We start from the raw sequence: 19,048 nt of genomic DNA on the forward strand, positions 1-19,048 counted from the left end.
TTATCCCTCAGTCCTATCTTCAATAGAACTCATTTTGGTATTAACAAGTCGAAGAACAACAAAAATTATTAAACTTGCTAAAACCATTATAGCAGAAATTGGCTGCGAATATTTTAAACCAAATGAGGTGAATCTTTCATAAATCAACACTGAAGCACTCATTGGATGATAGGCTAAAATAACTACTGCTCCAAATTCAGATAATCCTCTGGCCCACATCATAAGAGAACCAGAAATAATATGACTTAAATTAAGTGGTAGGGCAATTTTAAAAAAAGTCTGAGCAGGTGAAGCGCCAAGACTTCTGGCAGCTCTTTCAAGTCGGGGATCTATAGCTCTAAAACCCTCGACTGCATCATTTAAAAGAAAAGGCATACTAACAAACATCATAGCAATAACAATACCTGCAAATTCGCCAACAAAGCTCAATCCAAAATTACTAAAAAACTTCCCAAGAAAAAATCTATTACCAAATACAGTAAGTAAAGCTATACCAGCAGCAGGATGAGGAATGATAACTGGAAGGTTCATTATTCCCTCAATAAAAACCTTCCCTGGAAAATTAATCCTGGCTAAAAAATAAGCCAGGGGTACTGCTAAAAAAATTGAAACTACAGTAGCAACTAGGGATGCTTTAAAAGTTCTCAAAATTGTACTATATACTTCCCTTTCTTTTACAGTATCTAAAAGCATATTTACACTACTTCCAGCAATTAATTTAAAAATGGGCGCAATCACAAAAAATATTAATATTAAAGATAATATTGTAATTACAAAATTAAAAAGGGATTTCTTAATCATATTTATTCTTCCTCAACAAGCGGTTTTAAATTCTCTGGAATTGCTTTCATATCATTTACTACAGGTGGATTGATAGCTGGCTGACCATTTTTCTCCATTATTTTTTGACCTTCTGGACCGGCCAAAAATTTAATAAAGGCAACTGCACCTTCTCTATTAGGGGGATTGTGCGGAATGGTCAGCCCATAAACCATTGGTTTACCGGTTTTAGTTATTGTTTCTCCAGGTTCCTTACCGGAAACTTCAAAACTGGCTTTTGCATAAAAATCAGCATATTTATTTGTTCTGAGATTTATTTTATCTGAAAGAATTACAAAAGGAGCTTCATGCTGTTTCGCAACTGAACGATAAATAAATATATAGTCCAGCTCTCCTGTTTCCAATAAAGCAAGTAAATCAGCTGATTTAGGTCTTGTATTTTTAGGTGGGCAGTTTTTTCTCAACTTATTATAAAGATTTTCTTCACCGTAATGTAATTCAGCAAGTTTCCAGACCAGCTGACTTCTATAACCAGCAGGATCTGCATCTGGATCAGAATGACCATATTCTACATCATCTCGGAGTAAAATTTTATACCAATTTTCACTATTAATTTCATCCTTATACTTAGAAAGCTCATTATACATAATAACCAGCTCATTTGTAGCAAAATTTAGATACCAATCAGCATAATCAGGCATCATTAAACTTTCAATAACTGTATAATCAGCTGAGGCAACAATATCAGCCTGTCTACCTAAATCAGTTACTTTTCTGGCTGTTGTTCTGCTCCCAGCTGATTCTCTTACAATATTTGCTGCAGGATATTTATCTTCAAAAGCTTTTTCCATGTCAAGAAAAGGAATACTCAATGATCCGGCATGAAAAATAATTATTTCACCAGAAACTTCCTCAGCCATAACATTATTACCTGCAAAAACAAGACTAAAAGACAAAACCAATAAAACCGCTAATACCTTCTTCATTTTATTAAAAGCCCCTTTTGAGTTTTTTGAATCTTAAAGAAAAGAAGATTAAAAAAAATAAAAATCCGATGTTAAATAAAAATAAAGAGATAGGATTAAATGTCTTCTTTCCCAGCCAGGAAGTAAATTAGTTTCCCAACAGACCTATTGATCTTATAATCATAATTTATACCTTAGTTTTTAAGAATTGAAGACTCATATTTTGCTTTTTTAATTATATCCTATTTTTATGTCTAATTCAAACCGTGCATTTAATTATGCAATCAGTCAGGAATTAAATTTTCTGCATAAATAATTGGATTTTAATGTGATTCTGTATTTTGCAAATCATATTAAAGTTTAACCAAAAGAAGACAGGCTAGATCAGTTTCTTTCACTTTTTAAAAATCTAATTTCACTATTGTTACTTCACTATATTTGTTATTCTTCCTATATTTTCTATCTCTACTTCTATTTTATCTCCAGATTTTAGAAATATTGGAGGTTTCTTATTATATCCTACCCCTTTTGGAGTGCCTGTTAAAATTACAGTTCCTGGATTTAGGGTAAAGTTTTTCGAACAATAACTAACTAATTCTTGAATATTAAATATCATGTTAGATGTATTAGAATCTTGCACAATTTGGTTATTTAATATAGTTTTTATTGCACAATTATTAGGGTCAGCTAACTCAGTTTCTATCCAGGGACCAATTGGTCCGAATGTGTCAAAAGATTTACTGCGAGCCCACTGTGAATCAATTTCAAACTGACAATCTCTTGCAGTTATATCATTGGCACAAGCATAACCAAATATATATTCATTAACTTCATTAACAGAAATATCTTTAGCCTCTTTCCCAATAACTACCGCTAATTCACCTTCATAATCTGTTTTATTTGGAGCTATACTGGGAAGAACTATCTTCTCTCCATCCCCTATAATACTTGTAGTAGCCTTTAAAAAAATTAGAGGCTTTTCTGGGAGTTTTTCATTTAGTTCTTTTGCATGTTTTTTATAATTTAAACCAATACCAATAATATTAGGCGGATTTATTGGAGCTAAAAATTCAACTTCTTCTTTGCTAAATTTATCATTAATACTATAATCGTCATCAAAAATGTTCCCTTCAATTTTATAAACATAATCATCTACTAATTTGCCGTAAAATTTTTTGTTGTTATTTTGAAATCTTACAATTTTCATTATATTACCCCTCTTTTTATAATATTTTTTCGCCTTTAAGAACTCGAAGACCAATTTCCATTTCCTCATCAGCATCATAAGTTTTAGGCATTTGCTTTTTACCCCCCTATAATTATTATCAAAAGAAAAGCTACTAGAAAAATATATACTAATGACGTGAAAAAAACTGCTAATATAATGCTCGACAGCGTGGAATCGCTTCTTTTTGTGATGAATGGCAAGGAATATTTAAGATAATATATTGAATTGTTACATCTGCTCCATTATATACTTAAGGACAAAAGTTTAAAAGAGAGGAATAAAAAAACATGAATGACAATTCAGTTTTAAATATGACGATATATGAGCTGGAACAGTGGATTATTGCAAATAATATTGCTGATAAAGAAATATATTTAATTACAGCATTTTTATTTTTCGCATTTTTGACAGTATTACTTTCAAAAAAATACCATATACATGAGGTTGTAGGCTATGTATTTCTTGGTATTTTATTGAGTCCGGATATAGTAAAACTTTTTCCTTATGTAAGCGTAGATTTGAGAAATCTTTATACCTTTATTCTAGCAAATATGAGTTATATAACCCAAATGGCTCTAGCATTTATAGCTTTTACAATCGGTAGTAAGTTATGAGCTTCCCCCATTAAATTAGACACTTATTTTAGATATTTAGATAGTTTTACTTATTTTGTGATCTTTTTGATAAATTAATTCTGTTTTATAGTGAAAAAGCTTTATGCTCCTGCATTGTCCAAGCAGTCTCCTTGGCAGCTCGTTGAAGAACTTATTCCTTTTTTCATCAGTATCATAAGTGGTAAATTAAACCTTTAATCAGCACACTCTCTGTTTCCATATTAAACAGCTATTACTTTAAAGTTGGGCTACCACTATTAATAACAAGTAATTTCATTTTTCCCCAATAAATTTTATTTAATTTTTTATAACTTTTTCAACCCATTCTGAACACAGAACCCAGACAGCCGCTCCCCTTTTTGCAGAGTTAAACCCATCATTTTCAGACTCAAAGAGCTTCTGCCAGCTCTGTCTAATCTTATTTTTCAAAACTGGATAGTATGGAGAAAGCATAACTTCTGAATCATCAGTTATTCCCCACTTTTTTAAAGCTTTCTGATGCTCTTCTAAATCTTTTTGATCATCTGCAATATAACTGAGATTTAAAATTTTATTCCATTTCTTTTTATCAAAAAATATTATTTTTTCTTTAGGCACCTGCAGTTTAATTAAAAAACCTCCCCCACCATTCAGTACAGACTTTGGGTCAGCTGCAGCCCAAAATGGATATTCAGCATCTTCAGGTTTTTGAACTATCTTTTTAGCTTCACTAACAAAAAAGTCATATGCTTTCAAAAATATTTCAGCCTCTGAACCATACTTCCGCTTAATATATCTTTTCTTAACCGTCAGCCTTTTCTCTTTAAATAATAAATCTTTGACTTTTTTGCTCTGCTGAGTCCAAAGTTTAACTTTTGTACTCATAATCAACCACCCATTCCTCTTTTAGCTCCCAACTTATTGCAACTTTTTGATCTGAAAGCTCTATATTTGGGTCAAATAGTCTTTTCCAACTTGAAGTCATTTCTTTTTTTAATCTTGGATAAAAATTCTGTAAATAAATATCTGATTCAACATTAATATTGTACTTTTTAAGTTTTTCCTTAAATATTCTTCTATCATCCCTATCTTTTGGTAAATATAGATAATTAACAATATAATCCCATTTCAACATATCAAAGATCATTATTTGATCTTTGGGTATTTCAAGCTCAAAAAAAACCATACCCTCAGCTGCAGGAAGTTTAAGTTCCTCCTCGACACTTAGCCAGATAGGATATTTAACTTCTGCTGGAATTTTCATTCTTTTAGAAGCCTCATGACGCAGCCATTTATATACATTAAGATAAATATCAGCACAGTCATCTAGCTTTTTTCTTATATATCTTTCTTTTACTCTATAAACTCCTTTTTCTTTAATTATTTTAAGCACATTTTTATGCTGCCTGCTCCAGACTCTAGCCTTAAGCTCTCCGTTTTCGCTCATTATTTTTTCCACAGTTATCACCCAGCCTTATTCTTGAAAAGTTTAATCAGTTTAAAAAATCTTAATTAAAAAGCACTCTGGATCTTTTATTATTTATTGTTCCAATAATTTTATAAATCTAAAATTATTTCCAGCTAATATCAACTTGTTCACGGGGAACCGTTCTAAAGTATTTTACATCCGGATAACCAATAACCAAGGCTGTTACTATTTCTTTATTATTTTTAATTCTGAGAAATTTTCTGACTTCTTCTTTATTTTTAGCTCCTCTTAAAGTAAAACCACTAAATAAAACACCTAAATCTAAAGCATTAGCCATTAATTCCATATTAGAAGCAGCCAAAGAACCATTAATATTAGAGCTAGCTGAAATAACAATTACGATTGGAGCGTTAAAAAATAAACGGTCATTATGTACAGATTCGTTTTGATAATTTTGATACATCTGTATCCACATTTCAGCATATTTTTTAAATTTCATCGTCTCTGGGTTCAGGTTATTAAGTATTGATCTGCCTTTTTCATTTAAATTTTTCAATATTAGTTCTCTAAATTCATCTATTTTATCCTTCACTACGGTAAAAGAGACATCCTGCTGATTGCTGCCAGTTGGTGTATAACGTCCTGCTTCTATAATTTTCATTATTTTCTTTTCCTCTACATCTATTTCTTTAAATTGTCTAATAGACCTCCTAAATTTTATAAAATTGAGTAGATTATCTGCAGGTATTGAAAATTCTTCTTCATTATATTCTTTTACTTCGCTCATATTATATTCAGAAGTTGAAACTGCATTTGCGGGACAGATGGCAATACAGTGTCCACACTTAAAGCAGTTTTCGTTTTTCATTTGGGCCCTTTCTTCAACCATTATGATATCATTTGCTAAACAGTCATCAATACATTTAGTACAGCCAATACATTTTTCTGAATCAACTTTCATCATTTAGAAATCACTCCTAGTATTTTTATAATTTTAAGTTAATTTACTTCTTTGTGTAATTATACATTTTTTAGAAAATTTAACAGTACAGGCTTTTTTACTTCAGGTGAGCGCTTTGTATTTTTACTAATTGCTATTTTCCTTTCTAGTTATTATTTTGAAGGAAGAAAGCAAACATGTCAAGTTAGCTGACACAATTTAAATTGATATAAAAACTTTTGGAAATCTCTTTGACGGGCTTAGAAACATTATAATATTTTGTTCTATTATACTCAAATGTTAGGATCTACCCCTTAAAACACAAAAAACCCGCCTCTCGGCAGGTTTCTTAAAATGGGCATCAGCCCTTAATATTCAATGGCGGAGGGACAGGGACTCGAACCCTGACACCTTTCGGCTTCACCGGATTTCAAGTCCGGCTCCTTAGCCAATTCGGACATCCCTCCACTTTTGTCACAAATTATATTCTACTATATTAATTCAATACTGTCAAGAGTTAAACCATTTTTTTCTGCACGTATAAATTGCAAGTTGCAGTGCACGGTTTTATTATTTTTTAACTCTTAACTTTATAACCAATTTTAAATAAATATATTACACTCCAACCAGAATCCCTCTTACCATACCTCCAATCATAAATCCAAGACTGAGTTCAATATAAGAAAAAGGGGCCAGCAAAAAATCCATAATTATACCATCTCACTTTATAGATTAACTTGATGTTCCACTTTATTCCCTGCAAAAAAATCGATCAAATTTTGTGCTGCAATCTCAGCCATTTTATTTCTTGTCTCAGTAGTAGCACTTGCTGTGTGAGGTGTCAAAACAACATTATTCATCTTCAGCAGTTCAGGATGTACTGCAGGTTCATCTTCAAATACATCTAAAGCTGCTCCAGCAATTTCTCCTTTTTTAAGTGCTTTTACCAGTTCACTTTCATTAATAATTGGTCCTCTTGCTGTATTAATTATAACAGCCGTATTTTTCATCAATTTAAATTCATTTTTCCCTATTAAATGATGAGTTTCATCATTCAATAAGGCATTAATAGTTATAAAATCTGACCTTTCGAGAAGTTCATCCAGTTTATAGTATGTTACATTAAGTTCTTTTTCCTCTTTATCTGAAAGTGGACTGCGTTTATTATAATAAACTTCCATACCAAATCCTTCTGCACGTCTGGCAACTGCTCTACCTATTCTTCCCAGACCAATTATACCCAGCTTTTTTCCATAAATATCTTTACCCAGCAGCAGTTTCGGCGCCCAGCCTTTATATTTTTTATCTCTTACAAATTTATCAGATTCTACAATACGCCTGGATACTGCCATCAGAAGTGCCCAGGTCATGTCAGCAGTTGTTTCTGTAAGAACACCAGGTGTATTTGTAACAACAATATCATTTTTGCTGGCATAATCAATATCTATATTGTTATATCCAACTGCATAATTGGAAATTATTTTTAAATTAGGATTGCTGGCTATAATTTCTTTATCTATTGTATCGGTTAACAGAGATAAAAGTCCGTCACATCTGTCCATATTTTCTATAATTTCTTTTTTGGTCAGTACTCGGTCTTCCTCATTAACTTTAATATCAAATTTTTCTTTCAGCATATTGAGACCTATGTCAGGTATTTTTCTTGTAATATAAATTTTTTTCTTCAGCATAAAATTTCCTCCCTAATCAGTATATATTCAATAAAACAGATAGTTTCTTTATTCATTATATCAAAGGTAGTACAATAATTCTTCCTTTTTAAATAATTTTTAAATATTCCTGCAAAATAAAGGATTTTTCAAAAAAATCTTTAAATATATTACTGTAGAAAGTAAATAAGATTAGTTAACAACAAATTATTTTCTTTATTTACTCAGACTGGAAAATTTAATTATTTTTAGAATATAGCTGTATTTATATACAAAAGAGGAGGAAGAAAAATGGTTGACACTATAGGTCTGCTGGAATTTAAAAGAATTGCCTCAGGTATTGAAGCCTGTAATCAAATGATTAAAGCTGCAGATATTGAACTCCTTAATGCCAGATACATCTGTCCTGGAAAATATATTGTTTTAATTGCTGGTGATGTAAGTGCTGTTAAATCATCTATTAATGCCGGTCTTAATATAGGGAAGAACGATGTAATAAAAGAACTAACCATTCCTAAAGTAAGCAAACAGCTAATTGATTTAATCCAGCATAAAAAGAGTAAACCAGAAAATTTTATAGCTCTCGGAGTTTTAGAATATTCAAGTATTGCTGCAGGTATAATTGCTGCTGATGCTGCAGTAAAAGCAGCAGAAGTAGAGCTGGTAAAAGTAGTACTGGGTATGGCAACCGGAGGTAAGTCTTTAATCATATTTACAGGCAGTATTGAAGCCTGTAAACAGGGATTAAATACAGCTGAATCAGCTAATAAAGATAATCAAAAATATTTATTGGGTAAAAAATTGATCTCTTCACCAGAAAAACCTCTAATTGATTCTCTCGTATAATTTGACTTATAATCTGATTATATAATAATCAGTTGAAAATCATTTTTGAAACAGAAAGACCACAGTTAGGTTTAAAAGCTTAACTGTGGTCTTCTTTAATTATTTTATTATTATCTTATTTTTTAAACTTTTATCGACTTATTTGAATCAAAATTTATCTAACCCATCTAAAAAAATTTTTCTAAATCTGCGATTTATTGAAAAAGCATTACTTCTTAATTTCAATACCTCTATCTAAAAGTATTTCTGCTGTCCACATTGCTGATTTACCGGTTACATCCGGACACTGATCTTCATGTGCTCCTGCTTCTTCAAATTTTCTGAAATCATCCTGATCCCAGAGATCAAAACTTCTTCCCATCTTTTTCGACTGAACATCATTACAAATTACACTTCCAAATTCATCAATAAATTTTTCCCTCAATTTTTTTGCAATTTTAGAAGAACCGGTCCACCCATCTGCACTACTTTTTCCAAACTCTTCTCTGCTGCGGCCAAAAAAACATCCTAATGCTGCCATACCGCCAACAAGTCCACCACATGTTCCATCACCACATAGTGCTCCTCCGCCAGCAAGTGTGTGATTGGCTTTAATCACCTCATCATCAATTCCATCAAAATAATCCTGCAGTGCAGCTAAAACTGCCTGGGGACAAAAACCATAATCTGCTTCATATTCATAAGCTCTTTTATAAATACTGTCCAGCAATTCTTTACGTTCTGAATTTTCCATAGCTATCCCCTCCAAGTGATTTTATTCACTTTTATTATATTACATTATTGAACATATGTCAATAAACATTTAATCTAATATTATATCTGTTTCTAAACAAAAAAAGAGATTCCTCTTTATGAGAAATCTCTAATACAACATTAATTATACAACCAAAATTCAATTCTATTGATGAATATGTTATACCTATGACTACAGAAAATGGCGTTGTTAATATATTTCAATTTCTATATCTTTAATATCTTTTTTAAAAAATGCCGCAATTTCTTCAATTCTTTTCCTGGAAATCTTTTTAATATCTGAGATTGCACCAGGTCTATCAAGAGTATTTAATTGAACTTTTTCTGGATTAATCCTTTTGACAGCTTTTTTAAATAGCTGAAATTCTACTTCATTATCATTAATTCCAGGCACAAGAAAGATTTCCAGCCATATTTTACCATTCTGCTCTCTTCGCAGGGAAATAATATTTTCAATGACTTCTTTAATATCAATATCCAGGTGTGGTCTATCAATTTTAGCAAAGGCTTCAACAGAAATCCCATCAAGAGAAGGAACAATTAAATCAAAATCTTTTATTTCTTCTCGAACCTCTCTATTTAAAAGGGTACTGTTTGTCAGCAGTGCTGTATTATACTGAGAGAAATTATTTTTAATAAACTTTAATATTTTCCCTAGACCACTGTGTAAAGTTGGCTCCCCAGAGCCAGAAAATGTTATATAATCTAATTCTGGATTTTCTTTTAAATAGCTTGATAATTCTTTTAAAACTTCCCCTGTATCTACATATTCTTTTCTTTCTAAAGTCAGCTCCTTTGTTGGGCCACATTCACAGTAAATACAGTCTAAACTGCATATATTATAGGGAAATAAATCCACTCCAAGTGAGCGCCCCAATCTGCGCGAATTAACTGGACCATATATGTATTTATAACTCATTTCTGCCTGTCTCCTTTTTTATGGTTGATTAAGAACCAGCAACAAATTTACAGAATGATATTACTGCCAAATCAACAGCATTAATTTCTCGCTCCTGCATTGTTATATGAACACTAAATTATGTTATTTTCCCAGGAGATAGAGCCTAATTATCTGTTCTGTCAGCTCTTCTAACAAAATATCACCTGATTGCATTGCTTCTTCTAAAGTAATTGGACTTTTTAAAATACTAAAAACTGCATCAATTCCAGATTTATTAACTTTTTTATAACCTTCTGCTAAAGAACCAGCCACAGCAATTACATCGATATTATGTTTTTTTGCTCTAGAAGCTGCACCAGCAGCAGCTTTGCCTGATACAGTCTGGCTATCTATCATTCCTTCTCCAGTAATTAATAAATCAACATTTTTAAGGTAATTATCAAATCCAACTTTATCTAATACAATTTCTATACCTGATTTAAGTTCAGAATTCAAAAATGTAATTAAACCTCCACCAAGGCCACCCGCAGCACCAGTACCAGGAATTTTTTGAAGATCAATATTAAATTCTCTTTTAATGAGCCCGGCAAAATGTTTTAGATTTTTATCAAGTATTTTAACCATTTCTGCGTCTGCACCTTTTTGAGGTGCATAAACATATGCAGCACCATTTTCCCCATAAAAAGGATTATCAACATCACATGCAGTTATTACTTCTACTCCTTTTAAAGTTTCTTTTAATTTGCTGAGATCGATTTCTTTAATTTTGCTGAGGTTTTCACCACCGAAAGATATCTCTTCTGCATTTTTATCAAAAAAATGAGCCCCTAAAGCCTGGGCCAGCCCCACTCCAGCATCATTGGTTGCACTACCTCCAATAGCAATAATCAACTTTTTCGCTCCCTCATTAAGAGCATCTGCTATTAGCTCTCCAGTACCATAAGTTGTAGTAACAAGAGGATTTCTCTCTTCTGGAGAAAGCAGAGTGAGCCCAGAAGCTTCAGCCATTTCAATTACAGCAGTCCCATCATCAAGTAGAGCATATTCTGCTTCTATAATCCTTCCCAGAGGGTCATGCACCTTTTTAGAAATTTTTCTACCACCAGTAAAATCAATCAAAGCCTGGATGGTGCCTTCACCACCATCTGCCAGCGGTATTTTTTGGGTCTCAATATTCATATCAAAATTCTTTATTCCTTTTTCAACTGCACTGGCAGCTTCCAGAGCAGTTAAAGATCCTTTAAAAGAATCAGGAGCTATTAAGATTTTCAAAATAATACGCCACCCTTCTCCGGTTTTAAAATTAAATTTTATAAGTTGATCTAATTAATCAAAATAATTAATGAGATTTGCTTCTTTATCAATAAAAGTCTCAATTAAATTATTTTTAGCAGTAAAAAGAGTAGTCACACCTGGTCCATGTCCCATCTTTATACAATCACTGTGAATTACAACACCAATACTCCCCGCACCACGCTTAAATTCTCTACCATAAGTATTATCACAATCTTTTAAATACACAATATCGCCCAGGCGAAGTTTATCAATCTCCAGTTCTCTGATAAGTTCAGTATCACCTGTTGTAATATCATAATCACCTCTGCCGACAGAAGAAGATCCTATACCAGATCCCATTATTTCTCCAGGTATTTCTGCAGCAACACCTATTTTTAATTTGCCGTCCTCTTCTTTAATATTCAGCTTTTTTAATAATGTCGGATCAATATTAAAGACTTTAATCTCTGGATAATCTCTAATCTTTATCCCCTGTCCATATGCCTTAATGAGGATCTCATCACCAATTTTCATTTTTTCCAGTTCTTCAGCTTCAAAATATATTAGAACATGGTCAATACCACCATGTGTACCGGTAACAAATCCTTCAGCTCCTTCTGCCTTTCCACTTACCACCTTTGCCCTATTTCCTATACATGCAAGTGTAGCCAAACCCATATTTTCTGCTCCCTGATTATTATCAACTATCTTCATACTTACACCAGGTTCAATATGATCTCCAGCCCAGCCAAAAGCTGGATCTCCAATACTTACATTGTAAGTTATACCACCAGTCGCAGGCAGAATATTCCCCATACCCTCTCTATCAACTCTGTAAGGAGATGCTCCTGCTTTTGGATGAGCAATCACTCCCTGTACAGACTGCATAACAAGATTCTTTTCATTAAATTTCATCTTTTATTCCCTCCTGTAAAATATTTTTTTGACAGCAGTATTTATCATTCTTTAAAACGATTTTACTTATTTTTTGCTGTTCAAAACAATTCAAAAAAATGAAAGCATAAATATTGCTGCTTATCTGCAAAAATACAATATAAGTTATCAATTATATTGTATCACAAATACTTAATTCTTTATAATTAAACAAATTTCCTTCCTAAAATAAATTTAACTTATTTTTAACTATTTGTAAGTTTTTCCTCTTACTTATTAAAATTACTTCTTTTAATTATTTAAAATTTTATCTCTGTTTAAATTCAACAAAACAAGTAAAACAAGTGCGGCTACAGGCAGCATTAATATTACTCTTATAGAATAAATAATGCTAAAACTATCTGCTATATATCCCAGTCCAGTGGCCCCCAGTGCCCCTAAACCTGATCCAAAACCAGTCATCAGTCCGGCAGCAAGGCCTGCATTACCGGGCATAACTCGCTGGCCCAGTATTACTGTTATACCAAAAGTGCTCATTAAGACAAAACCTGTCAAAACTGCAGCAATATTTGTAATAAAACTGCTTGTATTAAAAATCAAATATGTAAAAGGTATAGTTAAGGTAATAAAACCAGTTAAAATTTTAAGCATCCCTATTTTATCCCCAAGCCGACCTGCTATTACAGTACCTACAGCCCCTGCAGTTAAAAATAAAGTTAATAATCTACTGCCAAAAAACCCTGCTTTTCCCAGATAATCAATAAAATAAAGTGGTATAAAATTCAAAATACCTGCACTTAACCACGATCTAACAATAACAAATAGGAGAAGAATAATGATAGAATTTACTCTTTTCTTTTCATCTTCAGGATTTCCCTTTTTAGCACTTTTTTTAAAAGGATCCTCAAGTACATATTTACCATCTATTTTAAAGAGATAATATCCGGCAGCTGGAATAACTAAAATAGCCGGTATTAGAAAATAGATTGTTCCTTTAAGACCAGAAAGACCAATAAAAAATGACATCAGCACCGGTGCAAAAGCAACTCCCAGGGTTCCACCAAGTGAAAAAATAGACATTGCCTGTGCCTGATTACCACCTCTGCTGAGCTGAAAAACCAGTCTGGAAGCATAAGGATGAAATGCAGCTACTCCAATTCCAGAAAGAAATACTACAAAAAGCAGCAGTTTATAATTATCGATAAATCCAAGTGAACTTAAAGCAGTGATAGAAAGAACTGTAGAAGCAGGTATAATCCATACTTTATAACCTTTATCTGAAATATAACCTAATATTGGCTGCAGAAAAGAAGATGTAACTTCAATCATTAAATAAATTAATGTTGTCTGAAAATAACTTAAATTTAAGAGTGTTTTCATGTGTGTCATTATTATTAATATGGATCCTGGCGCAAAATCAGTTACTAGATGAACAGAACTTAAAATATAATATTTTAGCATTTTAATCCCATCACTCCCAGATATTTTATATAAAACAGCATATCTTGGAATCAAAGATAAAGCAAGTATTTTTTATTTTTTCTTTACCAAAATATTCTTATCAATAATAATTCTCCATAAAATATCTCAGGATACCACTGTTTTTTTACAATAAATGAAAAAACTATTATTCTGTGGTATAATAAATGTAATCATATAAAATATTAAAAAAGAAGGGATCAAATGAAAAATAATACATATATTATCTTATCAATTTCAATTATAATTGCTGCTTTAATACTGGGAGGATTTTTCTACCAGGCAGTTAATAAAGAAAATACAATTAAAGTAGTAGGAATTGCAAAAAGACCATTTGAAGCTGATACTTTAAAGTGGTCTGTCAATCTGGAAACAGAAGTAAATCCAGAAGAACTGCAGCAGGGCTATTTAATAATGAAAGATCGGCTGTTAAATTTTAAAGAAGAAATCAGCAAAATAGGCATAGAAACTGAACAATTTAATATCCAGCCAATACAGGTAACAAAAGAATTTAATTATATTTATAAAGATGGAAATAGTGAAAGGGTTTTTAGAGGTTACAGATTGAATCAATATATTTTCTTAATAACAAAAAATATCGATCAGGTAGAAAACCTTGTTCTCAATCCATTAGAACTTTATAACAAAAATATCTTTATAGAAAATTCCAACCTCCAGTATTATTTTTCGGAAATAGATAATCTCAAAAAAGAAATTATTGCTGAAGCCACAGTAAATGCACGTGAAAGAGCAGAAAGAATGTTAGAGGAAACTGATCTTAAACCAGATAAGGTTCTTTCTATGAACTCAGGTATTTTTCAAATTACAGAACCTTATTCAACCAATACCTCAAGTATGGGAATCTACAATACAAGCAGTAGAAACAAAGAAATCAGTGTAACAGCACATGCTGCTTTTTCTTTAAAATAAATTCTTTATGCTTATAAAAATAAGCTCATAAATTAAAACCCTGCCGTGACATTATATATCTACAGCAGGGATTTTTTTAATTATTTAAAAATTACTTTATAATATCTGTTCCCATATATGGCCGCAGAACTTCTGGCACAGTTACAGTTCCATCTTCATTTTGATAATTTTCCAGAATGGCAGCAACAGTTCTTCCAATTGCCAGACCTGAACCATTTAATGTATGCACAAATTCTGCCCCTGCATCCTTTTTGGGGCGATATCTAATCCCGGCCCTTCTGGCCTGAAAATCTTCAAAATTACTGCAGGAAGAGATCTCACGATAAGTATCATATGCAGGCAGCCAAACTTCGAGATCATAAGTCTTTGCAGAAGAAAATGTTAAATCTCCGGTACATAAAGTAACTATTCTATATGGCAGTTCTAATTTTTGTAAGATATCTTCTGCATCAGCCGTTATTTTTTCTAGTTCATTATAAGAATCTTCTGGTTTAACAAACTTAACCATCTCTACCTTATTAAACTGATGCTGTCTAATTATACCTCTGCTGTCCCTTCCATGAGCACCGGCCTCTGCTCTAAAGCAGGCACTGTAAGCACATAAATACTGAGGTAAATCTTCTGCACTCAATATTTCGTCACGGTAGAGATTTGTCACAGGAACTTCGGCAGTTGGAATTAAATAATAATCCAGCCCTTCTAATTTAAACATATCTTGTTTAAATTTAGGCAGCTGACCTGTCCCGGTCATACTATCAGCATTAGCTACAAAAGGAGGAAATACTTCTTTATAGCCGTGTTCCTCTGTGTGGAGATCAAGCATAAAATTAACCAAACTGCGCTCTAACTTTGCCCCAGCACCTTTAAGAAAAGTAAATCTCGCTCCAGTCACCTTTCCACCACGTTCAAAGTCTAAAATATCCAGCTCTTCTCCAATATCCCAGTGAGCTTTAAATTCAAAATCAAATTCTCTAGGTTTACCCCATCTTTTAACTTCTTTATTATCTTTTTCATCTAATCCAACTGGAACAGACTCATGTGGTATATTGGGAATAGTAAGCAGAATATCATTTAATTTTTCTTCGATTTCTTTAACTTCCTGGTCATATTTCTTAATTTGTGCAGAAACTTCCTGCATTTCAGAAATTAATTCAGAAGCATCTTTCCCATTTCTCTTAAGTTCACCTATTTTTTCAGAATTAATATTGCGCTTATGTTTAAGCTGCTCTGCCTCATAGAGCAAATCTCTTCTTCTGTCATCCAGCTTCTTAAATTCAGGCACTGGTGAATCCATATCTCTCTTTTCAAGTGCCTTCTCAATAATTTCTGGATTTTCCCTGATAAATTTCATATCTAACATTTTTTATTCCTCCTTCTTTAAGTTAAGTTTATTATAATTAAATTAAAAAACTCCCATCCCTAAAAAGGGACGAGAGTTATATTCCCGTGGTGCCACCCTACTGGCAGATTATTATTATCTGCCTCTTTGAAAAAATAACGGATTTTTCCCGGAAAAGACTACTTGATTTCATCTTTTCAGCTCCCAGGTGGATTCAATAATCAATCTGGCTGGTTTTCATCATCCACCAGCTTTCTAAGACAGATTAGATAATTTACTATTCCTGTTCAATGCTTTTCTAAACTGGCTATTAATTTGAATTTTATTATAATACAGCAGCTAAAAAAATGCAAGTCTTTAAAGAAAAAAGAGTTTCCGAATTTTTAGTATTAAGATGCAAAAAAGCAGGCAGCTTAAATGCCACCTGCTTTAATAATATCATTTTTCAGATTTATGATTCAATTTATGCTTCAAAATCAGCTATAAGATCAGAAAGTGGTGTATAATCCATATCAAATGCATCTGCAACTGCTTTATATGTCAGTTCACCTTCATGAGTATTTAATCCCTTTGCAAGTGCTGGATCATCTACCATTGCTTTTTTGTAACCTTTATTGGCAAGTTTAAGTGCATAAGGCAGTGTTGCATTTGTAAGTGCATATGTAGATGTTCTGGCAACCGCGCCTGGCATATTTGCAACTGAATAGTGAACTACTCCATGACGTACAAACACAGGATCATCGTGAGTGGTAGGATAAGTTCCTTCAACACATCCACCCTGGTCAATTGCTACATCAACAATTACTGCCCCCTCTTTCATTTCCTTTATCATTTCTTCTGTGACAAGACTTGGAGCTTTAGCACCAGGGATTAAAACTGCTCCAATAACTAGATCAGCTTTTTTTACCTCTTCCATTACATGATATGTATTTGACATTACTGTCTTTACTCTACCATTGAAAATGTCATCTATATAACGCATTTTTTCCTGATCAATATCCATAATAGTTACATCTGCTCCCAGACCAACAGCCATTTTTGCTGCATTTACTCCAACAATTCCCCCTCCAACAATTACTACTTTAGCAGGTTCTACACTAGGCACTCCTCCCAGCAGAACACCTCTACCACCATTAGGCTTTTCTAAAAATTTAGCACCTTCCTGTGCTGCAAGCCTGCCTGCAACTTCGCTCATCGGTGTCAAAAGCGGTAAAGAACCATCTTCTGTCTGAATTGTTTCATATGCTACACCTACAACTTTTTTGTCCAGCAGAGCTTTGGTTAATTTCTCTTCAGCTGCCAGATGTAGATAGGTAAATAGAAGTTGGTCTTCGTGGAAGTAATCATATTCTTCAGGTAGCGGTTCTTTTACCTTCATAATCATTTCTGCTCTTTCAAATAATTCTTTTTTATCACTAAGAATTGTTGCCCCTGCAGAAATATATTCTTTATCATCGATTCCACTGCCTTTACCGGCATATTTTTCTATTAATACTTCATGCCCGGCTTTAGTCAAAGCTTCAACACCTGCAGCTGTAATAGCAACTCTGTTTTCATTGTTTTTAATTTCCTTTGGTACTCCTACTATCATCAAAATCATCCCCTTTAATTTTTTTACAGTTTAAACACTGTATTTTTAATATAATAAAAGTGTTCTAAAAATTTACATTTTAACTTTTGATATAAAAATTAAAATGATATTTCCCACTTTTATTTATACTCATTAAATCATTTAATTTCTGCTTTAAACAAAAAATTAATCTCTATTAATTTGTAAAATTTCATCAAAATCTCAACTTAACAATTAACAACAAATTTTTTTAAAGTCTATCTCCTTTTATACCGGCCATTTTTTGTTTTTAAATTTTCTGCAAGTCTAATAAGACAATTTATTTCTTATTTACTGTGACCACTCTACGACATAAGTCCATAATCTATAATCTTTATCAGCAAACTGAAACTTCTATCACTTATAATATTTTTTTAAATCATAGGGGGAATATATGCCTTTTCCGGTCACTACTCCACTTACAAATTTGGGTGGTGTTATATCAAAGGCCGGATAATATCTTTTAACACCTTCCACTGCAGTTCTTTCTCCCATTGCCTGGAGTACAAAGTCCCCATCTCTTTCTTCAATCTCAATACTATCAATATCAGGATGATCTCTATCTGGAGCTCCTGTTACAAAATAAGGTATATCATTATAATGAGCAGCCATTGCTATTTGAAAGGTTCCTATTTTATTAACTACATGACCGTCCATAGTTATTACATCTGCTGCTGATGTAAATAGATCAACATTTTCTTTTTCCATTACATATGCAGGCATATTATCTGTTATAACCCTTACATCAAATCCCTGCTCACAGGCTACACTTGCTGTCAGACGAGCCCCCTGAAAATATGGTCTTGTTTCGGGACAGATTACTTTAATATCTTTGCCCCTATTTTTTGCTTCTCTAAGCATAAGTCCAACTATTGATTCTGCAAAACACTGTGTAATTATTGTTCCTTTATCAGGAAAAAAATCAACTAAATTACCGGCAATTCTATCTATTTTTTTATATTTATTATTAATTTCTTCTAATGCATGTTCAAATATTGCCTTATCTGCTTTTTGACCAGCTTTAATAGCTTTTTTTGCCGCATTAAGAGCTTTATTTACCACTATTTCCATTCTTTTAACAGTAGTTGGTCTAGCATGAGAAAGTTTATAAGCTGCTTTTTTCAAATAATCAATCTGTTCTTCTTCTTTTTTATCTCTAACTTCATATGCAGCAAGAGCCATCCCCATTGGAGCAGCAAGATAGGGGCCACCACTCTGAGTCACCATATCAGCAATTGCCTGAGCCACCTCTCTATGATTTTCACAGCAAACATATTCTACTTTTTGGGGATATATCCGTCTATCTAAAATTTTAACTTTCCCATCTTCATACCAGGCCACATTTTCATATTTAAGTATAAAAGCAAGTCCTTTATCTGCCCTCTCCATTTTTCCCTCCTACTAATATAATCGTGAA

The 19,048-nt window shown here is 32.6% G+C and carries 18 protein-coding genes, 1 tRNA gene, 1 riboswitch and 1 other annotated feature; of the genes, 3 read left to right on the forward strand and 16 right to left on the reverse strand.

Features of this window, described 5'->3' with window-relative positions; translation table 11 throughout:
* The 3 genes from DFR78_RS07800 to DFR78_RS07810 form a co-directional block, all read right to left on the reverse strand.
* Positions 1–801, reverse strand: coding sequence for an ABC transporter permease (locus DFR78_RS07800; protein ID WP_114458281.1), 801 nt, complete (start codon positions 799–801; stop codon positions 1–3).
* 2 nt (positions 802–803) lie between these two features.
* Positions 804–1,766, reverse strand: coding sequence for a tungstate ABC transporter substrate-binding protein WtpA (wtpA, locus tag DFR78_RS07805; RefSeq protein WP_114458282.1), 963 nt, complete (start codon positions 1,764–1,766; stop codon positions 804–806).
* 87 nt (positions 1,767–1,853) lie between these two features.
* Positions 1,854–1,971: riboswitch (molybdenum cofactor riboswitch) on the reverse strand.
* A 198-nt stretch (positions 1,972–2,169) separates the two neighbouring features.
* Positions 2,170–2,952, reverse strand: a complete 783-nt coding sequence (locus DFR78_RS07810; protein WP_114458283.1) for a fumarylacetoacetate hydrolase family protein — start codon at positions 2,950–2,952, stop codon at positions 2,170–2,172.
* 308 nt (positions 2,953–3,260) lie between these two features.
* Here DFR78_RS07810 and DFR78_RS07815 point away from each other — a divergent pair, with 308 nt between their 5' ends.
* Positions 3,261–3,587 (forward strand): hypothetical protein, encoded by a 327-nt coding sequence (locus DFR78_RS07815; protein WP_114458284.1) that lies wholly within the window; start codon positions 3,261–3,263, stop codon positions 3,585–3,587.
* Positions 3,588–3,884: 297 nt separating this feature from the next.
* Here DFR78_RS07815 and DFR78_RS07820 read toward each other — a convergent pair whose 3' ends face one another.
* The 5 genes from DFR78_RS07820 to DFR78_RS07845 all read right to left on the reverse strand — a co-directional run bounded on the left by DFR78_RS07820 (position 3,885) and on the right by DFR78_RS07845 (position 7,626).
* The gene (locus DFR78_RS07820; RefSeq protein ID WP_114458285.1) at positions 3,885–4,451 is read right to left on the reverse strand and encodes a DUF3841 domain-containing protein; all 567 of its coding nucleotides are present in this window, start codon (positions 4,449–4,451) and stop codon (positions 3,885–3,887) included.
* The gene (locus DFR78_RS07825; RefSeq protein ID WP_114458286.1) at positions 4,435–5,025 is read right to left on the reverse strand and encodes a DUF3841 domain-containing protein; all 591 of its coding nucleotides are present in this window, start codon (positions 5,023–5,025) and stop codon (positions 4,435–4,437) included. Before DFR78_RS07825 ends, DFR78_RS07820 begins: the two co-directional genes overlap by 17 nt.
* Before the next feature lie 112 nt (positions 5,026–5,137).
* Positions 5,138–5,959: a nitroreductase family protein gene (locus tag DFR78_RS07830; RefSeq protein ID WP_114458287.1), complete on the reverse strand. Its 822-nt coding sequence runs from the start codon at positions 5,957–5,959 to the stop codon at positions 5,138–5,140.
* Between the two features lie 355 nt (positions 5,960–6,314).
* A tRNA-Ser gene (locus DFR78_RS07835) sits at positions 6,315–6,402 on the reverse strand.
* Between the two features lie 258 nt (positions 6,403–6,660).
* Entirely contained in the window at positions 6,661–7,626 is a 966-nt protein-coding gene (locus DFR78_RS07845) for a D-glycerate dehydrogenase (RefSeq protein ID WP_114458288.1), read from the reverse strand.
* 270 nt (positions 7,627–7,896) lie between these two features.
* On the opposite strand from DFR78_RS07845, the gene DFR78_RS07850 reads away from it, so the two are divergent.
* Positions 7,897–8,451 carry a BMC domain-containing protein gene (locus tag DFR78_RS07850; protein ID WP_114458289.1) on the forward strand — a complete coding sequence of 185 codons (555 nt, stop codon included), beginning with the start codon at positions 7,897–7,899 and terminating at the stop codon, positions 8,449–8,451.
* 208 nt (positions 8,452–8,659) lie between these two features.
* Here the strand turns inward: DFR78_RS07850 and DFR78_RS07855 are convergent, their stop codons facing one another.
* From DFR78_RS07855 to DFR78_RS07875, 5 genes are all read right to left on the reverse strand, one after another.
* Positions 8,660–9,184, reverse strand: a complete 525-nt coding sequence (locus DFR78_RS07855; RefSeq protein WP_114458290.1) for a C-GCAxxG-C-C family protein — start codon at positions 9,182–9,184, stop codon at positions 8,660–8,662.
* 210 nt (positions 9,185–9,394) lie between these two features.
* Complete coding sequence (locus tag DFR78_RS07860; RefSeq protein WP_114458291.1) at positions 9,395–10,123, reverse strand: radical SAM protein; 729 nt, start codon at positions 10,121–10,123, stop codon at positions 9,395–9,397.
* Between the two features lie 123 nt (positions 10,124–10,246).
* The gene (locus DFR78_RS07865; protein ID WP_114458292.1) at positions 10,247–11,377 is read right to left on the reverse strand and encodes a glycerate kinase; all 1,131 of its coding nucleotides are present in this window, start codon (positions 11,375–11,377) and stop codon (positions 10,247–10,249) included.
* 54 nt (positions 11,378–11,431) lie between these two features.
* Positions 11,432–12,295, reverse strand: coding sequence for a DUF4438 domain-containing protein (locus DFR78_RS07870; protein ID WP_114458293.1), 864 nt, complete (start codon positions 12,293–12,295; stop codon positions 11,432–11,434).
* A gap of 270 nt (positions 12,296–12,565) precedes the next feature.
* Positions 12,566–13,735, reverse strand: coding sequence for an MFS transporter (locus DFR78_RS07875; RefSeq protein ID WP_114458294.1), 1,170 nt, complete (start codon positions 13,733–13,735; stop codon positions 12,566–12,568).
* A 222-nt stretch (positions 13,736–13,957) separates the two neighbouring features.
* Here DFR78_RS07875 and DFR78_RS07880 point away from each other — a divergent pair, with 222 nt between their 5' ends.
* Positions 13,958–14,683 carry an SIMPL domain-containing protein gene (locus tag DFR78_RS07880; RefSeq protein WP_114458295.1) on the forward strand — a complete coding sequence of 242 codons (726 nt, stop codon included), beginning with the start codon at positions 13,958–13,960 and terminating at the stop codon, positions 14,681–14,683.
* Positions 14,684–14,774: 91 nt separating this feature from the next.
* Here the strand turns inward: DFR78_RS07880 and serS are convergent, their stop codons facing one another.
* The 3 genes from serS to DFR78_RS07895 all read right to left on the reverse strand — a co-directional run bounded on the left by serS (position 14,775) and on the right by DFR78_RS07895 (position 19,020).
* Positions 14,775–16,043, reverse strand: a complete 1,269-nt coding sequence (serS, locus tag DFR78_RS07885; protein WP_114458296.1) for a serine--tRNA ligase — start codon at positions 16,041–16,043, stop codon at positions 14,775–14,777.
* 62 nt (positions 16,044–16,105) lie between these two features.
* Positions 16,106–16,322 (reverse strand) — a binding site (T-box leader).
* A gap of 163 nt (positions 16,323–16,485) precedes the next feature.
* On the reverse strand, positions 16,486–17,613 hold the full coding sequence (ald, locus tag DFR78_RS07890) for an alanine dehydrogenase (protein ID WP_114458297.1): 1,128 nt from the start codon (positions 17,611–17,613) through the stop codon (positions 16,486–16,488).
* Between the two features lie 375 nt (positions 17,614–17,988).
* A complete protein-coding gene (locus tag DFR78_RS07895; protein WP_114458298.1) occupies positions 17,989–19,020 on the reverse strand; it encodes an S-methyl-5-thioribose-1-phosphate isomerase in 1,032 nt (343 codons plus the stop codon).
* Positions 19,021–19,048 lie beyond the last annotated feature (28 nt).

Source organism: Halanaerobium sp. MA284_MarDTE_T2, from assembly GCF_003337245.1.
Classification (GTDB): Bacteria; Bacillota; Halanaerobiia; order Halanaerobiales; family Halanaerobiaceae; genus QPJE01.